The 19,391-nt window shown below is 40.6% G+C and carries 17 protein-coding genes; 8 read left to right on the forward strand and 9 right to left on the reverse strand.

Translation table 11 applies throughout. The features are described 5' to 3' along the window. The first annotated feature begins 104 nt into the window (after positions 1–104). The 4 genes from EKN56_RS00510 (at position 105) to EKN56_RS00525 (ending at position 4,343) form a co-directional block, all read left to right on the forward strand. Positions 105–2,633, forward strand: a complete 2,529-nt coding sequence (locus EKN56_RS00510) for an FKBP-type peptidyl-prolyl cis-trans isomerase N-terminal domain-containing protein (protein WP_168189572.1) — start codon at positions 105–107, stop codon at positions 2,631–2,633. Between the two features lie 392 nt (positions 2,634–3,025). Beyond that, positions 3,026–3,403, forward strand: a complete 378-nt coding sequence (locus tag EKN56_RS00515) for a BON domain-containing protein (RefSeq protein WP_168189573.1) — start codon at positions 3,026–3,028, stop codon at positions 3,401–3,403. Between the two features lie 96 nt (positions 3,404–3,499). Continuing rightward, positions 3,500–3,661, forward strand: a complete 162-nt coding sequence (locus EKN56_RS00520) for a DUF1328 domain-containing protein (RefSeq protein ID WP_140920521.1) — start codon at positions 3,500–3,502, stop codon at positions 3,659–3,661. 154 nt (positions 3,662–3,815) lie between these two features. Then, entirely contained in the window at positions 3,816–4,343 is a 528-nt protein-coding gene (locus tag EKN56_RS00525) for a hypothetical protein (RefSeq protein WP_130590030.1), read from the forward strand. 148 nt (positions 4,344–4,491) lie between these two features. On the opposite strand, the gene EKN56_RS00530 is transcribed toward EKN56_RS00525, so the two are convergent. The 3 genes from EKN56_RS00530 to EKN56_RS00540 all read right to left on the reverse strand — a co-directional run bounded on the left by EKN56_RS00530 (position 4,492) and on the right by EKN56_RS00540 (position 8,065). Next, entirely contained in the window at positions 4,492–5,820 is a 1,329-nt protein-coding gene (locus EKN56_RS00530) for an MFS transporter (RefSeq protein ID WP_130590031.1), read from the reverse strand. Between the two features lie 183 nt (positions 5,821–6,003). Continuing rightward, entirely contained in the window at positions 6,004–7,251 is a 1,248-nt protein-coding gene (locus tag EKN56_RS00535; RefSeq protein WP_130590032.1) for an enolase C-terminal domain-like protein, read from the reverse strand. A gap of 115 nt (positions 7,252–7,366) precedes the next feature. Then, a complete protein-coding gene (locus EKN56_RS00540; protein ID WP_130590033.1) occupies positions 7,367–8,065 on the reverse strand; it encodes a FadR/GntR family transcriptional regulator in 699 nt (232 codons plus the stop codon). A gap of 269 nt (positions 8,066–8,334) precedes the next feature. Here EKN56_RS00540 and EKN56_RS00545 point away from each other — a divergent pair, with 269 nt between their 5' ends. Together EKN56_RS00545 and idnD are read left to right on the forward strand one after the other, a co-directional pair. Continuing rightward, positions 8,335–9,102: an SDR family oxidoreductase gene (locus EKN56_RS00545; protein ID WP_130590034.1), complete on the forward strand. Its 768-nt coding sequence runs from the start codon at positions 8,335–8,337 to the stop codon at positions 9,100–9,102. Between the two features lie 34 nt (positions 9,103–9,136). Beyond that, positions 9,137–10,189, forward strand: a complete 1,053-nt coding sequence (gene idnD, locus EKN56_RS00550; protein WP_130590035.1) for an L-idonate 5-dehydrogenase — start codon at positions 9,137–9,139, stop codon at positions 10,187–10,189. A gap of 118 nt (positions 10,190–10,307) precedes the next feature. On the opposite strand, the gene EKN56_RS00555 is transcribed toward idnD, so the two are convergent. Genes EKN56_RS00555 through EKN56_RS00570 form a run of 4 tightly spaced genes read right to left on the reverse strand, consistent with a single transcriptional unit; the run spans position 10,308 to position 14,313 of the window. After that, on the reverse strand, positions 10,308–11,939 hold the full coding sequence (locus tag EKN56_RS00555) for an ankyrin repeat domain-containing protein (protein ID WP_130590036.1): 1,632 nt from the start codon (positions 11,937–11,939) through the stop codon (positions 10,308–10,310). A gap of 9 nt (positions 11,940–11,948) precedes the next feature. Then, positions 11,949–13,019, reverse strand: a complete 1,071-nt coding sequence (locus EKN56_RS00560; protein ID WP_130590037.1) for a nucleotidyl transferase AbiEii/AbiGii toxin family protein — start codon at positions 13,017–13,019, stop codon at positions 11,949–11,951. Continuing rightward, entirely contained in the window at positions 13,012–13,599 is a 588-nt protein-coding gene (locus tag EKN56_RS00565) for a hypothetical protein (RefSeq protein WP_130590038.1), read from the reverse strand. The genes EKN56_RS00560 and EKN56_RS00565 overlap by 8 nt, the downstream gene beginning before the upstream one ends. Before the next feature lie 27 nt (positions 13,600–13,626). Next, positions 13,627–14,313: a hypothetical protein gene (locus EKN56_RS00570; RefSeq protein WP_130590039.1), complete on the reverse strand. Its 687-nt coding sequence runs from the start codon at positions 14,311–14,313 to the stop codon at positions 13,627–13,629. A gap of 162 nt (positions 14,314–14,475) precedes the next feature. On the opposite strand from EKN56_RS00570, the gene EKN56_RS00575 reads away from it, so the two are divergent. Continuing rightward, on the forward strand, positions 14,476–15,081 hold the full coding sequence (locus EKN56_RS00575; RefSeq protein ID WP_130590040.1) for a hypothetical protein: 606 nt from the start codon (positions 14,476–14,478) through the stop codon (positions 15,079–15,081). A 161-nt stretch (positions 15,082–15,242) separates the two neighbouring features. On the opposite strand, the gene EKN56_RS00580 is transcribed toward EKN56_RS00575, so the two are convergent. Further along, positions 15,243–16,583, reverse strand: a complete 1,341-nt coding sequence (locus EKN56_RS00580; protein WP_130590041.1) for a class-II fumarase/aspartase family protein — start codon at positions 16,581–16,583, stop codon at positions 15,243–15,245. Between the two features lie 264 nt (positions 16,584–16,847). Between EKN56_RS00580 and dcuC the strand changes: the two genes are divergently transcribed. Next, entirely contained in the window at positions 16,848–18,335 is a 1,488-nt protein-coding gene (gene dcuC, locus EKN56_RS00585) for a C4-dicarboxylate transporter DcuC (protein WP_130590042.1), read from the forward strand. Between the two features lie 77 nt (positions 18,336–18,412). Here dcuC and EKN56_RS00590 read toward each other — a convergent pair whose 3' ends face one another. After that, on the reverse strand, positions 18,413–19,348 hold the full coding sequence (locus EKN56_RS00590; protein WP_130590043.1) for a LysR family transcriptional regulator: 936 nt from the start codon (positions 19,346–19,348) through the stop codon (positions 18,413–18,415). Positions 19,349–19,391: the final 43 nt, after the last annotated feature.

The raw sequence follows: 19,391 nt of genomic DNA on the forward strand, positions 1-19,391 counted from the left end.
AAGATGGGTATGTTGAGGGAATGATGGAATGTAATAATAAGAGTCGTTATAGATTTTTTTTCGCTCTAATTTTACCTTTAGTTTTGCCTGTTAATGCGGCTTCATTGGATGAAGGCATTATAGGGGTAAGGGTTAAAGGTGGGGCTTCTCATAGCCAAACATCAACGCCTTCTTCTGAGACAGAATCCCCAAATAGCAAGTCCAATCCGGAGAAGAGAGCGACACCTTCGGAAGAGTCCACCAAGATATCCTCCAAAAGCCAAAGCGAGCTACAACGTTTGCGACAGCATCAGGCTAATTCTGCTAAACAGGTCGCTGACCTTGAAAGAAAGATCTCATCCCTTGAGTCAGAGTTAAAATTAGCTAAAGCCAAACGCCCGGTATCTGATGGGGATGGCGCTACTCAGCAGGATAGTAAACTTAATCAGCAGTTAACTACATTGAGATCGCAATTGTCTGATGCGGAATCTCGCTTGCAGACATTACAAAAAACGGCAGATACAGAAAAAAAACAGCGGGAACAAAAACAAGCCCAGATTTATGCTCTTACCAAACAGCTGACAGAATTGAAAACTCAGAATGAAAAATTACAGAGCAATAAAACCGAAGAACAGAAGAAGCTGTTATCCGCTTCAGGTGCACAGATAACTCAAATTGCTGCACTGGAGAAACAACTGGCTGAGTTGAAAGCCCGAAATGAAAAGCAGCTGGATAACAGTGCCGAAGAGTTGAAGAAACAATTGGCAGCCTCAGCAGTACAGGCTAAACAAATCGCCGCGCTGGAAAAACAGCTGGCTGAATCCAAAGCACAGCATGACAAACTGCAGGGCAGCAGCGCCGAAGAGCTGAAAAAGCAGCAAACCGCCGCCGCCACTCAGGTGAAGCAAATCGCGGCGCTGGAAAAACAGCTGGCTGAATCCAAAGCACAGCAGGAAAAATTACAGGGCAGCAACGCGGAAGAGCTGAAAAAGCAGCAAACCGCTTCCGCCACTCAGGTGAAACAGATCGCCGCGCTGGAAAAACAGCTGGCTGAATCCAAAGCACAGCAGGAAAAACTGCAGGGTAACAGTGCCGAAGAGCTGAAAAAGCAGCAAACCGCTTCCGCCGCTCAGGTGAAGCAGATCGCCGCGCTGGAAAAGCAACTTGCTGAAGAAAAAACACAACGTGAGAAGTTGCAAAGCGTCAGTACCGAAGAGCAAAAGAAACAACAGGCTGCTGCTGTTGCCCAAGTAGCGAAGATTGCTGCACTGGAAAAACAGCTGACGGGAGAAAAAGCTCAACGGGAAATACTGCAAGGTAATAGCAGTGAAGAGCAGAAAAAACAGCAAACGGCATTTGCGGCGCAACTGAAGCAAATTACCGATCTGGAAAAGCAGCTGACCGAAGAGAAAGCACTGCGCGAGAAGTTACAGTCCAGCGGTAATGAGGAGCAAAAGCAGCAACAAACAGTACTGGCAGGACAACTAAAGCAAATCACCGATTTGGAAAAGCAGCTGGCAGACGAGAAAGCACAACGTGAGAAACTACAAAATAGTGCCGGAGAGCTAGCCAAACAGCAGGCATTAGCCAGCGAGCAACAACAAAAGATTACCACTCTGGAAAAACAGTTGGCAGAAGCGAAGATGACACCAGCGTTAAATACCGGAGAACCGTCTAAGCAGCAATTGGCAGCAACCCAGTCCGTTCAGGAAATTGAAACACTAAAAGCGCAATTGGCTGAAGAAAAATCGCAACATGAGCAGCAGAAGAGTCGTGCGGATGCGCTGGTTAAACAGCAAGTCGCCGGACAAGAGCTGCTGGCTTTGTTTAATAAGCAGCTTACGGCTCAACAGCCATTGGCCAGTAGTGCAGTCAGTAAACCTGAAGGAACGCCAGATAAGCAGGTCGCTGACTTAGAAAATGCGTTAAAGACAGCTCAGGCTCAGTTGAAGGCATTGCAGGAAAAACAAACGGCTTCAGCGCCTGAATCTGTGGAAGCAAAAGCTTCCGGTGATAAGCCAACGGTTCCTAAAAAGGATGATGAGATCATTGCTTATGCACTAGGTATGCAGCTGGGTGATAAGGTTCAGGATTCACTGACAGAAAATGCTGAGTTGGGGCTGAGTGTTAATACTAACTGGGCATTGCTGGGTCTGGTCGATACGGTGAAACAGCAGCTACAGGTAGACCGTGGTGTTCTGATGGATAGCCTGAATAAAGTCAGTGATACCATCCGCCGCAATATGCTGGCGAAAAAACAAGAGGCAGAAAAAAGCGGTAAGCAGTATCAAAAAGAGTTCGCGGCAAAACCTCAGGTGAATAAAGATCCAACGGGTTTTTACTACCGCACTGAATATGGTGGGGATAATAAGATCCCTGATAATGCCAATATCATGATTTCAGTAAAAGAGAGTCTGGTCGATGGTACGGTGATCGAAGATATGGATGTTCAACGTCGCTATGTGACTCAACCGTTGGCCAAATATCCTCCGGTATTTAAAGCTGCACTGGCCCGGTTGCGCGATCATGGCAGTATGACACTGGTGGTGCCGCCAGAGTTAGCCTATGGCGATCGGGGACTGGCTCCGCTAATTCCACCGGGATCTACCATTATCTATAACATTCGGATTGTGGGCGTTACTTCACCGAAGTAACTCAGGGTGAAGTAAATTTATAGTCAGATAAAAATGGGGTAGAGAGTAATTTCTACCCCATTTTTGATGGTTACTGTTCAAAGTCCCTTTGGGGTCTTATGCTTTTTGGGTGCAGAAGTCAGTTTTATCAGTGAAACAGAATGAATGGTTTTATGGCTAAATGAATATTGGTTAATAATGTCATTATGAATGAATATCTTCAGCACAATGATACATTGAAATATTCGATTTCCCTTCTAATAACCTCAATGTTTATAGGTTTAATTCTAATTTTCTTAGCTGTTTAATCTAATTTGTTGTGAATTCATCATACTTTTCGCTGATGGTCTATACTTAATGAATATAGTGTTAGCTATATGGTTAAATATTTTGTCAACAAGAAGGAAAGCGTAATGAAGAATACTCAATTAGTAAAAGTCATGACTGCTGCTGTATTAGGTTCAGTGTTATTAAGTGGTAGCGTATTTGCTGAAGAAAGCGTTGTAGATAAGGCTAAGTCTGCAGCCAGCGATGCCGGTGATAAAATTGAGCACTCAGCAAAGAAAGCTGACCTTTATATGGGCGATAGTGCCATCACTGCAAAAGTTAAAACTGCATTACTGGATGCTAAAGATATTAAAAGTACCGAAATCTCGGTAGAAACCATTAACAGCATGGTCTATCTGACCGGTAATGTCGCCAGCAAAGCACAAGCTGAACAAGTGGTTCAACTGGTTGGTAAAGTTGAAGGTGTGACCAGCGTTAAAAATGATTTGGTGATTAAACCCTGATTGAACGGCTCTTAGTTAATTAAAGAGCGTCACAATGTCTCCCCCTAACTATTAGTTTATCTAATTTCATTGCAATTAATGAGTAAGGAGCTGGTTATGTTTCGTTGGGGAATTATCTTTTTGGTGATCGCGCTGATTGCTGCCGCATTAGGTTTTGGCACCCTGGCGGGTACTGCCGCCTCAGCAGCGAAAATCGTATTTGTTGTCGGGATTATCCTGTTTATTGTTAGCCTGTTTACCGGGCGAAAACGGCCCTGATGACCATTGAATATCTGATTCTTAACTGAATATTGATAGCGAAAAAGTCTGCAGAAATGCGGGCTTTTTGTTTTATTGGGCTTTAGTTTATTGGGTTGGTTAGGGTAGCCTGTATTTTGTTCATATTATTGATAGAGGTTCGAAGGGAATCGTAATGAAAACAGGACTATTTCTTTTATTAATATTTATCTGTTCTGGCGCATGGGCTAACTGTGATGATACCTCACCAGATTTAGCTAATATGCTGAGTCATCCCATCGGCAGTAAAGAGATTATTGCGGTGGTGAAGGGCAGCATTCATCCTGAATTTGACGCCGAAGGGCAAGTTTATGTGGATTACTTCGATATCACTCAATCTTATGGCCTGACCATCCCCAATGGACGTTACCTGTTGAAGGTCAATCGTAACTGGGGCAATGAATGTCATTTTTACGCTGAAGACGTGAAACTTCATGAGCAAGGGGATGGGGAAGGCACGATTTATCTGGCCTTAAGTCGGATATATGGACGCACTTTAGTGATGCCTGAAGGAACGGGATTTGGATTGTCTCTAAACAATAATATGGTTATTTATCGGACTGACGACCGGGAAGTTAAGCAGATTGAGCAGCGGTTGTTTGAACGGCATGTACTTAAAGGGATTCCGACAAGGTTCTGGCAAAGGCTAAAGGATAATGATTAATAAGGTTAAAGGAAAACCATATTGATATCATCCATATATGAAGTTTTTACAGAAGAAAAATATGAGGAATTAAAAAATCCTACCGTTCCGATAAATCAAACAATAGGATTTTTTATTCAAACAAACAGAGATAAATTGTCAGGCTAATTTAAACGTCTGTAGCATTTCTGGGGTCGCTTAAATCCCGATCTCTGATTTCTGGCATGCAGATAGCAGAGAATAATCCAACGACTGAATAGCACACGATCATAATGGCAATTGGCCACCATGAATCAGTCCAATTACAGAGTATTCCTGCAATAAGTGGTCCTAACCCAACGGCGAGTAACCCACCAATCTCATTGGCTACTGCCATTTGAGTAAACCGATCGCGTGAACCAAACATTTCTGCCATTGAAATCGCTTCAATAGCCGCCTGACCTAATACGGCAACATTATGAATAATGATGATGCACAGCATAATTGTGCCGGGGTTATAGCTTTTATCAACAATGATGGAAATCATCGGGAAGGCTAAAAATATCGATGCCGTATTCAAGACCAGGTAAACCGGTCGTCTTCCCCATTTGTCAGATAGCCAGCCGGCAAATGGAATGGTAATAAAACCAATTGCGGAGCTAATCAGCATGGCGTCTGTTGGAATGGCTTTATTAAATAACAAAGTTTGCACCATGTAGCCGGCTAAAAACGTTTGGATCAGACCTGAATTACCTGCCTGACCAAAGCGTAAGCCCATGGCTAACCAAAATGATTTTCCTTTAGCAATATCAATAAATGACGTTTTACCGACAGGTTTTTCATCATCATTTGCATTTTCAAAAACCGGGCTTTCTTTAAGGTTCAAACGTAGCCAAATGGCAAATATCATGACTACCGCACTGGCTAAAAAAGGAATCCGCCAGGCCCATGCTAATAAAGTTTCATTATCTACTGCGAAGAAGATGATGGCCCAAATAGCCGTTGCACTTAATGTGCCGCAGTTGGTTCCCAGAGCAACTAAGGAGGCGATAATGCCCTTTTTACCTTTGGGTGCATATTCGGCCAGCATGGTTCTGGCACCTGATATTTCTGCACCTGCGCCTAAGCCCTGAACAATTCGAAGAGCAACCAACAAGATAGGTGCAAGAATACCTACCTGAGCATAAGTGGGAAGGACGCCGATTAATGTAGTGCATAGCCCCATCATGGTGATGGTAATAAACAAGACCTGCTTTCTGCCAATTCTGTCCCCCATTCGGCCAAAAATGAATGCACCGACGATACGGGCAACATAACCTGCACCATAAGTACCCATGGCTAATATTAACGCCATGGCGGCCGATTGCTCTGGAAAGAAAATGTGATGGAATACTAATGCGGCCCCTAAAGAGTATAATTGGAAATCCATAAATTCTAATGCAGTGCCTAGCCAACCGGACATTGCAGCTCTAATCAAGTCACTGGTATTTCTTTCAACTCCATTTTCTGTTTGACTCATATTTTCCACCATTAATTATTTTATTTAAGTTCATGGAACCCAAAATATTGGTTAGTCAAAGGGTTAGTTTATTAATGGTTGTATATACAATCGAATTTACCAAACCATTTTCTTCATCAATGGATATTTGTAAGAAGAAGGCCATAAACTAACCACTCCGTCATATTATGTAATTAGACCTTCCTACGGACGTGCTGCCGTGCCATCAGGCAAGCGCGCATTAGTCCAGGAGGGTAAACCACCTTCAACGGGGTATTTTTTTGCCTTTTCTTCATCAATATCGATGCCAAGTCCAGGTTTATCATTAAGATATGCATAACCCCGATCGATCTCAGGACAGCCAGGGAAAACGTCTCTTAATGCCTCATTCATTGGCGTATATTCTTGAATACCAAAATTAGTGGTGCTCATATCAATATGCATGTTAGCGACAACACCAACGGGAGATATATCACCAGGACCATGCCATGCTGTGCGCACGCCGTGATATTCACACAGAGTGGCTAACTTTTTGGCAGGGGTAATTCCACCTATCATACTGATATGACAGCGAATAAAATCAATGAGATGATTTGTTATCAGGTGCTTATATTCTGCAACATGAACAAAGAGCTCGCCCATTGCAATTGGTGTTGATGTCTGTTGGCGCATAACTTTCAGGAAATCAACATTCTCAGGCGCTACCGGATCTTCTAAATAGAACAACCGATACTCTTCGAGGTCTTTAGCCATTTGCATTGCAGCAACAGGTTGGATTCGCTCATGAACATCATGAATAAACTCAACGTTAAAGCCAATTTTGTTGCGTAAGTGATCGAAAAACTTGGGAATACTGCGGGCATAGGCTTCCGGATCGAAATAAATTCCAGCTGTTTTAGTTCTGGGGGAACGTTTAGGGTTTAAATCTCGCGCTTTATCAAGTTGAGTTGCAATCAGCTTTAAATCTTCTGTTCCGGCACCGCCATACATACCCATCTGGCATCGGACGTGCTGATAGCCTTCTTCCATTGCTGCACGAATATTGTCTTCAGCGGCCACGGCATCACCACCATCACAGTGGCGATATAAAGGAATACCATCGCGGCATTTTCCACCCAACAATTCGTAAACCGGCATGTTGGCCATTTTCCCTTTGATATCCCAAAGAGCCATATCAATGGCAGAAACGGCGTTATTCATAACGGGGCCATTGCGCCAATAGCCACTTACTACCGCGGACTGCCAAATGTCTTCAATACGACGCGGATCCTTGCCAATCAGAAATGGCTTCATGTAATCATTAATGGCTGCTTCAACTGCAAATATACGTTGGGTAAACGTTGCGCAGCCTAAGCCGTATAGTCCGTCCTGATTGGTTTCTACTTTTACTACAACAAGATCAATACCACCGGGAGCTGTTAAAATCGTTTTAACATTAGTTACTTTAATCATTAAGATCTCCAGAAATATTACTTCACTTCACTTGTTGTATGACATCGTACCTATTCGCGAAATGAAAATAACACTGATTTAATGAATAAAGCAAGTCTGTTATTTTGAAATAATGTTATGGAACGACTTTATTGATCGCTTCAATATTGTTTTTCATGGCGTCATTTAACGATGTTTTAGCCGTATCAACATCATGTTCTTTGATCGCCATAAACACTTTTATGTGTGCTTCAATACTTTCAAGCGTAATGCCTAAGACACGGTTTAACTCTTCCAGATAGAAGTAGTAAACGTTTTTTATATCATTGATAATATGAATAAATATTTTATTATGGGAGGCTTTGATTACTGCGATGTGAAAGTCCAGATCGGCCTGGGAGTATTTCTTATAATTATTTTTATTGACCAGCATGCGATTTAAAGCATCTTCAATCGCTTTAATATCCTCTTCGTTAGCATTCTCTGCGGCCAGCTCTATACACTTAAATTCAACGGTTTGCCGAAAGACCATCATATCCATGAACTCTTCCTGGCTTAGATGCATTATCGGTTTTTGAGAATTAGATATTCTTTCTTTATCAATATCAGCCGATACGAATGAACCTTTACCATGTTTGGTGTAAATGATTCCCCGGTCACGTAGCTTCTGTACTGCGCTTCTGGTGCTTGTTCGGCTAACGTTAAACATCGTGGAGAGTTCAAATTCAGAGGGTAAACGCTCGTTCTCTTTCCAGCTTCCGTCCAAAATTTTATTTAACATTTGCTTATAAACCGCATCGGCAATGTTATTTTTAGGGATAGATTCAATATTCATAATAGTCGTTTTCCTAACCGCATAAATATATTATTGGATTCAATAAATTATCTTGTTTATCAGTCCAATAGAGCTGGAAGTCACCTCTTCATTTTAAAAAGATTATCAGTGTAATTTGCAATATAGATCACAAATAATTCTTTTGCTGATTGTCTTTTTTATTTCACCTCTGCATTGTATATCGCAATTGTATGTTGTCATACAACATATTGTATGACGTATCCATTCGCACAATACGGTCGTCATTATACAATGAACAAGGTAACGATATGAATAAATTATTTGATCTGACAGGTAAAACCGCCCTGATTACGGGCTCTGCTCGTGGATTGGGTTTCTCTTATGCTGAAGGATTAGCTTCTGCGGGAGCGTCGATTGTACTGAGTGATATCAGAGAAGAAACATTGCAAGAAGCGGTCAATAAATTAAAAGCTAAGGGCTATCAGGCGAGGGGCTATGTTATCGATGTCTCTAAAGAAGAGCAGATAGTTGATGCTTTTAATCAAATGGACAAAGAAGGCATTGAGATTGACATTGTTATTAATAACGCAGGTATTCAGCACCGTCAGCCATTATTGGAATTACAGCTTAAAGACTGGCAAAGGGTGATTGATATTCATTTAACCGGCACCTATTTAGTTTCACGGGAAGCCGCTAACCGGATGGTAAAACGTAATAGCGGCGGTAAGTTTATTAATATTTGCTCGCTAACCAGCGAACAGGCAAGACCGACAGTGGCACCTTATACCGCCGCAAAAGGCGGCATTAAAATGCTGACCAGAGCTATGTCAGCGGAATGGGGTGAATTTAACATTCAAGCGAATGCGATTGGACCCGGTTATATTTTGACTGATATGAATGAAGCATTAATTCAAAACAAAGAGTTTGATACCTGGGTAAAAAATAGCAATCCGGCTAAGCGTTGGGGTAAGCCTGAAGAGTTAATTGGTACCGCTATTTTTCTCTCCTCCCAAGCCTCTGACTATATCAATGGTCAGGTAATTTATGTTGATGGTGGTTGGTTAGCCGTTTTGTAATCTATTTTCAGGTATATGTGGCCAGGAGTACGACATGAGCAGCAATCAATTGTCATGTAAAGCATGTTTTGCCCACGCGAAGAAAGACATTCGTATTGATGAGCGAGTTTTAGAATATACGGACGAGCAAGTTGTCGTCAAAGTTGAGGCGGGTGGTATTTGTGGTTCAGACATCCACTATTATCAGGAAGGTCATGCAGGGCTGTCAGTATTAAAACATCCTATGGTTATCGGTCATGAATTTGCCGGTAAAATTCATAAAGCGCCAAAAAATTCAAACTTGAAAGTAGGGCAGAAGGTTGCAGTCAATCCATCACAGCCTTGTAATCAGTGCGAGTTTTGTCTGGAAGGCAAGCAGAACCAATGTCCTAATATGCGTTTTATGGGAAGTGCGCAGTTTAATCCTCATGTTCATGGTGGATTCTCTGAGTATGTTGTTGTTTCAGAACAGCAGTGCTTTCCTTATGACGAAAGTATTCCAGCACAAGTGATGGCATTCTCTGAACCTACAGCAGTGGCAATTCATGCCATAAACATTGCCGGTAATCTGGTTGGTAAAAAAGTATTAGTGATGGGAGCAGGGCCAATTGGCGGGTTAATTATCGCCGCCGCAAAAGCGGCTGGTGCAGTAGAAGTTGTTGCCTCTGACATTAGTGAACGCGGCCAAAAAATTGCATTACAGATGGGAGCCGATCGCGCTGTTAGCCCGACAGATAAAGCCATTTTTGAGGAGTTCTCCAAAAATAAGGGCTATTTTGATGTCACTTTCGAAGCGTGCGGTGCGTCATCAGCGATTGCTTCAACCGTATTGGTCACGCGGGCTAATGGCAGCGTAGTGCAAGTTGGTATGGGAGCCAGCCCTGTTGAGTATCCTGTGGCGCAGATGTTAGCTAAAGAAATTAACTGGAAGGGATCCTTCCGGTTTATTAATGAGTTTTCGACCGCGGTTAAATGGCTTGAAAAAGGGATTATTAATCCACGTCCTCTTATTTCAAATGAATTTCCTTACCAGAATGTCGAGCAGGCATTAATTACGGCAACGGATAAAAATATATCTTCAAAAGTATTAGTGACTTTTTTTGAATAAGCTGTTTCATTAAATCTGCGGGGTTAGGCGTAATCTCGCAGATTTATTATTAAATAATGGATGTCGATAACGACAGTTTTATGCTGCCAGGCCAAAAACTATTGCGTCAGGGCTAAGCTTATTTAGCGCCATCGGCAATTTTACAATGACCTATGTTTTCAATAATTTCACATTGTAACGACCGGTTAGAATAACTAAGGTTAATCAGCATATTATCAGTAAAGGTTATTTTAGGGATTGTCCCATTCTTGTAATTAAACAACGAGAGTCGTCCGAAGGGCCCGCACTCTTTCTCATCATGATAATAGGATATACCATCCTTGTTCCCCTGAAGCTTATTGTTAAGCATGAGCGTTAAGACACGATTCATCATCTCATCAATGCAACTATTCAATTCGGTTTCAGCCATGGCCACCTCTTGTCCGACAGTTGCACCATTGCGTTGAATTAAATATTCTCGTATCTCACCTTTGCTTAACGAAATCGCCGTATATTTATCAGCATTTCTTATCGTCATATCAGGGTTGTGTTTTAACAGTGCTTTAACGTTATCCAGTTTTCTCTCTTTTACTGCCCATATCAGAGGCGTATTTGAGTCATCAGATAACTTAGATTGTGCATTAATATCAGCGCCACTATTAATCAATATGTCGATAGTTTCAGGCGTACTGTATTGCGCAGCATACATCAGCGGTGTCATGCCGCTTGTATCACGGAGATCTACACTGGCACCGTTATCCAACAACAGTTTGGTCATGGCGGGATTATCTGACATAGCAGTCTGGCTTAATGCGGTCATTCCGCTATTATTCTGAGCGTTAACCTCAGCCCCTGCATCGATCAATAATGATAATAAATCTGTTGGCTGCCGAATTGCTTTTCGAGACGCGTACATTAAAGGCGTCATGCCCTCTTTATTTTTAGCATTAACTTCCGCACCGGCGTTTAATAGCCATCTGGCTGATTCCAGTTTTTCCGTTTTGCTTGCGATTGGTGTATTTGTACGTTGGCTGTCGGAACTTTCATTTTTTGTGTTCTGATAGTGTTCGGGTTGAGGGGCGGGAATTTCTAAATCGGAAATAGTCGAGCTGTCCTTATAAACCGCAAAAGGTTTTCCGGCTAAAATCATTAGCGGCGTGTTGTTCTCATTATCTTTTGCGTTAACATCGCTACCGGCATCAATTAATAGTTTCACTATCTGAGGATTTTCTGAGAAACTTCCGGCAAACATTAGAGGTGTTATGCCTAAGCGGGTCTTATCCATGGGATTAGCCTGATGGGCTAACAGCAATTCAACTACGTCCTGACGTTTTTGATCTGCCGCGACCATCAGGGCCGTAATTCCTTCTTTCGACGATGCGTTAACGTCAATGCCTGTTGCCAGCGCCTCTTTAATATCGCTAAGTTGCCCATCCCTGCATAACACAAGAAAATGATGAGTCTTTTCAGCCGATTGTGGGTTACAGGCGGCAAGAAATAATACCAACATAAATAGACTAGGTAGCTGAGTTAAGCTCACTGCAAAGAGCTTTATTTTGTTTTTCAAATTTACTCTTATCTCTTGAATTACTCCGAAGAAATAAATTAACACAATGGGTTGAAAAGTTAATATAGATATTGTGGAGCAATTAAAAAGCATTAACCAAAGAGGGTTTTTGTCTGGGACAGAATTTTTATCAGAAAGGTGATGGAAGTTTATCGTTCTCTCCTCTCTATTTGTTTGAAATAAATTAAGAAATTCTGAAACCACCTTTAAGAACTAAGATGATGTAGTATTATTCTTAAATATTCTGCTGCAGATGTTTCTCCAGGATTTATCAACACGCGGTACTCCAATTGCTGCAATCAGTGACGCCAGGCCTGATTGGTGTAACTCATGGGCTATGTCTTTCAAAACGTCATAAACATTATCCGGTAGAAGATCAACGTGATGAACCGTTGTCTGTGCACTGGCTAAATTATTTCTGTAACCCCCGACACTGGAATGCCGCCAAGATTGCCATGCTTCATCCAATGAATCGGGATTAATAAGTGCTCCGCGATAGCCTTTTATTTTTCTTGTGTACAGTGGGTGACGGCTTAATCCCGGGGCTTTAGGATCGTCGACATCAAGTAAAAGCTTTAGCAGATTAATATCAGCCTTATCATGTTGGCATTCATCCCATAATGCACGCCAAACTGCGGCAATATCAATTTGATTGTTTCTCAGTAGCCAAATCAGGTCGAGTAAATCTTTAAAACGTGGACGAACAATAGTTTGGTGCAGTTTCCATGCGATTTGAAGGGATAACGGCACGGTATAAGATAAGTGAAAAGGTTCACCTGAAACTGGTTTATATAGCAAAGGCACCGGGGGAGGATCGATTTTCAAATTCAGGCTAACATCAAGAGAAAACTCAAATTCTTCACCACCAATCCACACTAATAAGTCGGTGTTTACTGTGGGAAAATCATCATCCATTGCATAATCGATCATGCGCCAAAATCTGTTTTCAGAGAAGCTACGAAATCGAACGCCATCATCAATATGAGTTTCTGTTACAGCCAGCATCCAGTTATCCAGTGTTACTCTAATGTGGTTAACATTATTCGTATCTACAGGAACTATATACACCCAGTCCAGATCGGCAACCTGCCGTTGGGATGATTCCAGTTCCTGCGGTCCCAGATATTGCCGGGTTATCAAGCTGCCTTTGAGCATGAATGGTTGATTAACTTGAGCAGCCCGACGAGCAAAAGCTTCAAAAGCAAAAAGTTCAAGAACGCTATGGCGATGGATACCATGTTTTACTGAATAATCATCAATATCTGCCGGAGTAATCTTAGTCATATATTGGTCCTTCAATGTCAGAGAGCCAACCAGCATCGAGCTTTTCATTACTATCATACAGGCATATTTCATACAGATGCTGAATAATAGGCCAGCCGCCCTTTTGTAATGCGGATACTAATGTCTGAATTTGCTGGTTAAATAGTGAATGATTGAGTTTGACTGTACTGCTGGCTGTTTGGCGTAATGTGATAAAACGTTTATTCGGTTGGTGTTGTAAAGCATTGTGGGATAAATGAGCTCCATGCTCTAAACATAGTGTTAATAGAGATGGAGATGGCTCAGCTATCAGTTTTCCGTGCCATTCATAATAGAGAGCTTCTGGGTAACGAGTATGTTCTTTCAAGGAAGCTTCTATTTTAATACGTTGAATAGCATAACCGGATTCATTAAAGCACCGGGATATTTTGTGGGCCTGAGTTAGTTCATCAATATAAGCAGTTGCCATTGCTTGTTGTTGGTGCTCGCCGCGAGCTAGCTCAATAAGCAATGGCTTGCAGTTAAGCATTCGACAAACGCGAGTAAAATCAGCTAACTCATCATTATTTAAATATTGGGTGGTTAAATGAGCATGTAACATATTACTATCAGTCCTTGGTATCTGCCTTTACTGGTCAGTTATTCCATCTAACCACATTCTATATTGCCGTTTAGATATTGATATTTCGATGTTTCGGTTTTTACTGGTTTCACCGCATTGATATATCTCACTGGCTTTCAATATTAAGTTGTCATTTTCCCAGCGGGCAAAATCGATATCATCATATTTGTCGTAGCCATTCTCTAATTCCTTATGAATATCGACCCATGCTGTTTCAATCATTGGTTGGCTGAAATTCAAAATGTGAATACTGAAAGGGCAGGCCCAGAAGCATCCCGATACTACAAGAATATTATTCAGTGGGTTATAGAGAATATCTGTCCAGATGAAGGTTTCATTTTCTTCAGGAATATAGTGGAACGCTTTATTTTCTGTGATATTAAAAACGCTATATCCATAAAGATCTATACGGAAGACGAGATAGAGATTTCCATTTGAGTGAGTGATTAACTTGCAGAAATCCCCGCTGTCATCAAGGTTTCGATAACGGTAAATAATCTCATTTTTACTGTTTAATAGAGTATTTTCAGTAGCGGAAGTATTGTTTTGGGCGTAAGTATTCTTTTCAATTCGATATTCCGGGCTCAATTGAATGACTTCGCTGTCCTGAAAATGGGCTGCGGTGAAGATAGCTTCCTGTTCTTTTCGCTGGGTTTGGTATTTTTCGGTGCAGGCGATGTTGGTCATGTCCATGTTGGTTTTTTCTCTTCCTGAACTTGGTTAGGGCATTTTGGTGATTTCAAGGAAAGGGCCGGGTTTTATCGTCAGGTAATAGTACTAAATTTGGCACAGTTCAACATGATTCGTGTAATGATTGTTTGATAGCTTCGGACTGATTACAAGGAAAATAAAGTAATGAATTTACCTGATTATGATTTCACTATGGTTTCTAAACTATTCAAAAAATCTGAAATCAGCACATCAGATATCGCTGATAAAGCTTATAGCCTTTGGAAAAAACAAGAATATGAAGATGCCGCCATTCTATTCTGTGAAGCGGCCAGACGGATGCAGCAAGAAAGCTTGAGCAAAGGTTCTCACCATGGTGAGGCTATGAATTATTATATTCGAGCCGCATTCAATTTTAATCAGGCAGGTAAATACAGTATTGCCGAACCAATGTTATATGAAGCATTAAAATATGATTGGCCCAGTTTTTTACCTAATGATGTACATATGGTGGAATGGGCGTACTCTTATCTTCTTTATAATGCTGAAACCAAGAGTAAAAAAGAGTTTGAGATTTTGTTCAATGAAGCAATACAGCACTGCAATCGTGTAGGAAGGCATTTTCCGTCTATTCATCCTCAACAAGAAGCGCTTCTGCAAATTGCATTAAATCTGGATGCACTCGAATGCATACGCCACATTATGAATGCTATTCAGTCCCGAAAACCGATATCCAGGGCAGTAAAACTGCTTTTGAAACAGGCTGCGGAGAAAAGCCAGTTGTTTTCCTAAAAGTAATGATAGGTCGGAAATCGATGAGTAAATTTGTCGTAATTAATGAGAAAGTCCGCAATTATGCGGACTTAATGAATCAGTTTTCTACATACCACTCTGCAATATATAAAGTAGAGTGATGGTGGTTAGCGTTATTATCTGAGCTGGGTGTTAGAACCTCATTTTTTTAACTCATCATCGACACACTCGATTGATTCACCAAGGTAATGGGTAGGATCTAATATCCTATCAATATCTAACGTATCCGGAACATTCGCTTTCTTCAGTTCCTCATGAATTGACTCTGCAAAGGTGAGTTTTTTCTCAATAGAATTCATGGCCGCTTCATACAGAATATGATGTGCGGCAGGGCGTCCAATACATTCGGCTAGTTGCATCATCACCGCTTCAGAAAGAATTAAGCCACCCGATAAATCCAGATTCCTTTTCATATTGTCAGAGTAGACATTCAAACCGGTGATTAACTTATTCAACCCATCAACAAGAGATACAGCAAAAATAGAGACTTCTGGCAACGACACATCAAGAATATTACTTTCTGCAGCATCACCTTCGTTCATCCTTATCATCGACTGATTACCTAACATTATTCTTGAGCGTAGTAGTTGTGATACGCCAACCAAATTTTGGGCATGTTGAGGGTTTCTCTTTTGTGACATAGTAGAACTGCCTACTTTGCCATGATGGAAACTCTCTTCAATTTCAGCAATTTCAGTTCGTTGTAAAAATATGACTTCCTGGCTGATTTTTTCTACCGTCGCGGCCAGTAAACCAAAAACGTTGATGTAGGCGGTTAATGAATCACAACATGCTCTGATTGGAATAGATGCGGATCTAAGGTTAAGTAATTCTGCCATTTTATTTTGTACATTTCGGCCATTTCCACCCATTGCAGAGAATGTACCAACGGCTCCCCCCATGCTGACAACGAATGCGTCTTCAGCGGCATGTATTAAACGTGACTTATGACGACGGATTTCAGCTCGCCAGCCAGCCACTTTAAAACCAAAGGTAATAGGTAATGCATGTTGACCGTGGGTTCTGCCAGCCTGAGGGATATTTTTTGTTTCAGCAGCCAGCTTTGCCATCGCAGCCAGAACATTATCGAGATCTGAAATAATAATGTTATGAGTCTTTCTTAATTGTAATACCGCGCCGGTATCGAAAACATTTTGAGTTGTTGCGCCCCAATGAATATATGACGCTGCCTCAGGACCACAAACGGCTTCATATTGGCGTAATACAGGAACAAAAGGATGCATGGTTTCTTTAATACCTGCAGAGATTTTATCTGCATCTAATAAATTAACGTCAGCCTTTTTTGCAATTATGTCTGCAGCTGCTTTTGGAATCATTCCTAACTCAGCCTGGGCTAATGCTAATGCCGCTTCTACGTCGAGCCAACTTTGTATTGTGCTTGAATCAGACCAGATATCTTTCGCTTTTTGATTGAACCAATGTCCAGTAATACATGAATCAAACATTCCTACGCTAGCCATAACATATCACCTTGTTTTTTTGATTTTGGTTATATTAATATAAATACCCATTTATAAAGTGATGAAAATCACATAAGAAATAAAATGATCACTTGATTGTTTTTTATGTGAAAAATGGTTTTTATTGAAAATATGACAGGTGTCATGCTTTGTTTGATAATTAAATGGTTATACTAATATAACCAAATTTGCATCGGTTGTGAACGTCAGATTATGACACTTACTCTTTCACATAATTATGATTAACTCTTTGTGAGATATAAAATGACTGAGTCTACTGATATGAAAAAAATCAAAAAATCCTTGTTTATATGGATAATCAGCATCCCCACTATTTTAGCTTTTATGTATTTTTGCTTCGGTCAAAAGGCATTTATTCTTTCCGTATCATTTACTATTATCGTATTGATTGGTATGGGAATAATGAGGAAGATATATGCACAAGCGCTGGTATTAGTTGGCGGATGTATACTTTTATTGATCGCTGCATTTATTTTTCCGGAAGCAGCAATAACGAGTACGAGCTCTGGTTCGAAAGTTATTGATGTATTTGTCGAAATAAAAAGTATTTTTAGTAAGAATATTGCCAGTCTGGGCCTGATTATTATGGTTATTGCTGGTTTCTCACGCTATATGAATGATATAGGTGCATCCGGGAAGCTGGTTGAGATCTGTGTGAAGCCGCTGGGGAAACTAAAATCAAGATATATGCTTCTCGGTGTGTGTTATATCGTCATGCAACTTTTGGCATTATTCATTTCAAGCCCGTCAGGTTTAGCTCTTTTGATGATGTCGACGTTATACCCTATCTTGCGTTCTATTGGGTGTAGTAAGGCGTCTGTAGCTGCTGTTATCGCATCAGGGGTTTGTATTGATTATGGTCCCTCTGCCACAGGCAGTATTTTGATATCCGAAATAACGGACTATGATTTATTTAGTTTTTTTATTGAAAAACAAGTGCCTGTTGTATGGATCCTCTTTATCTTCATCGGTGTTATGCATATGTTTGTCCAGGCCTACTGGGATAAAAAAGAAGCCGTAACATCAGAAGACGATAGTTTGTTAGCCCATCAGCAAACACCTTCGGAAGAAAAAGTGCCTTATCTGTTTGCTTTACTTCCAATTGTCCCGATGATTTTGCTATTTATATTTTCCAGTTTGGTTGAAGAATGGCTTCCGGAAAGTATCAGATTTAAAATGGATGTCATTACTGCAATGTTTATTTCATTTTTCATCGCTTTCATCTGTGACTTTATTCGTACGTTAAATATAAAAAGTGCAGCCGGTAAAATAGCGGGTCTTTTTGATCAAATGGGGCAATCTTTTATTATGATTGTTTCAATTTTACTTTGTGCTCAAGTTCTTGCTCAGGGAATGATAAAAATAGGATTCATCGATACCTTGTTTAGTTTTATTCCTTCCGGAACCCATACACATATTCTTGTTGTCCTTTCTTTTAGTATCTTAGTGTTTTTTAGCTCTATTGTACTCGGCACCGGTTCAACCTTTAATGCGTTTGCCCCATTAGCTGCCGAAGTTGCTAAAGGTGCGGGCGTATCTGTATACAAAGTTCTTATTCCGATGCATTTTTCTGGAAGTTTAGGACGGAGTTTTTCTCCCATAGCTGGGGTAACTATTGCTGTGGCAGGATTAGTTGGGTTGACACCATTCGATATTATTAAGAGAAATGCGCTACAACTTGGAAGTGCATATATTCTAATGCTAATACTTACTCATTTTTTGGTTGTATGAATCAATATTGGGCAGACTAAAAAATTTAAGGTTGCGATACGATTATTTCTAATCACACCGCAACCTTAAGCTATATATTAAAGTGGTTCAGAGTTTCTATCGGGCGCCGGTTGTTTTTGATGAATATATTCAAGATAGCGCTGTATGTGTGGTGAGTTTAAATTTGAAACGGTAAAAAATGACGAATCATTTAATACTTCGGGCATAAAGTCTTTGAAGATAATTTGGGGGTCGTTAAGCGTTGATACAGGAAAATATGGCATTAAACAAACACCGGTATTAGCCCTGACAAAGTCTAACGCTGAGTATGCATCAGAAACTTCAGCAATAACGTTATATGACACACCTGATTTATCTAATACTCGATCAAGTTTGGTTCTTGAGATATTTCTTTTAGTGAAAACGACCATTCTCTTTTGATTAAGATCTTCTGGAGTAATAACATCTTTACTTGCCAATTCATTCAATCGATTCATCGCACAGACAATTCTTGTTCTCCTTAAAGGGAAAGCACTAACGTTGAAACTCGCCGTATTAAGAGACGAATCACCAAGCGCAATGTCTGCTCTGCCTTCATTTAAATTACTTAATAATTTTGATGCGGTAACAATATCAATTTTGATATTTACATCTGGATTTTCTTTTATATATTCAGCAGTTAAAGGAATGAGGAAGCAATAGGCAATTGTTGGGGTAGAGATGATATTCAGCGATTTCTTTTCTTCTTTATTCCACTCAAAATTTGTTAACCTCTCAAAAGAGTCTGAAATTTTAACGATCTCTTCATAGAGTGATAATGCATCTGAATTTGGGATTAACTTACCTTTCTCCCTTTTAAACAGAACACATCCGGATCTTGATTCAATGAGACTTAATGTTCGGCTTATGGCTGGTTGAGAAATCCCCAGAAGTTCTGCTGCTAAGGTCGCGGTTCTAACTTCAATGACTGTTTTTATTATTTCTAAATCTCTTAATGTAGCCCAACCACCAGACCAAGAGGATTTCTTCACCATTTCCTTAACCTTACCCTTTTACACAATGGATAGAACATAAAGT

It is taken from the genome of Limnobaculum zhutongyuii, from assembly GCF_004295645.1.
GTDB lineage: Bacteria > Pseudomonadota > Gammaproteobacteria > Enterobacterales > Enterobacteriaceae > Limnobaculum > Limnobaculum zhutongyuii.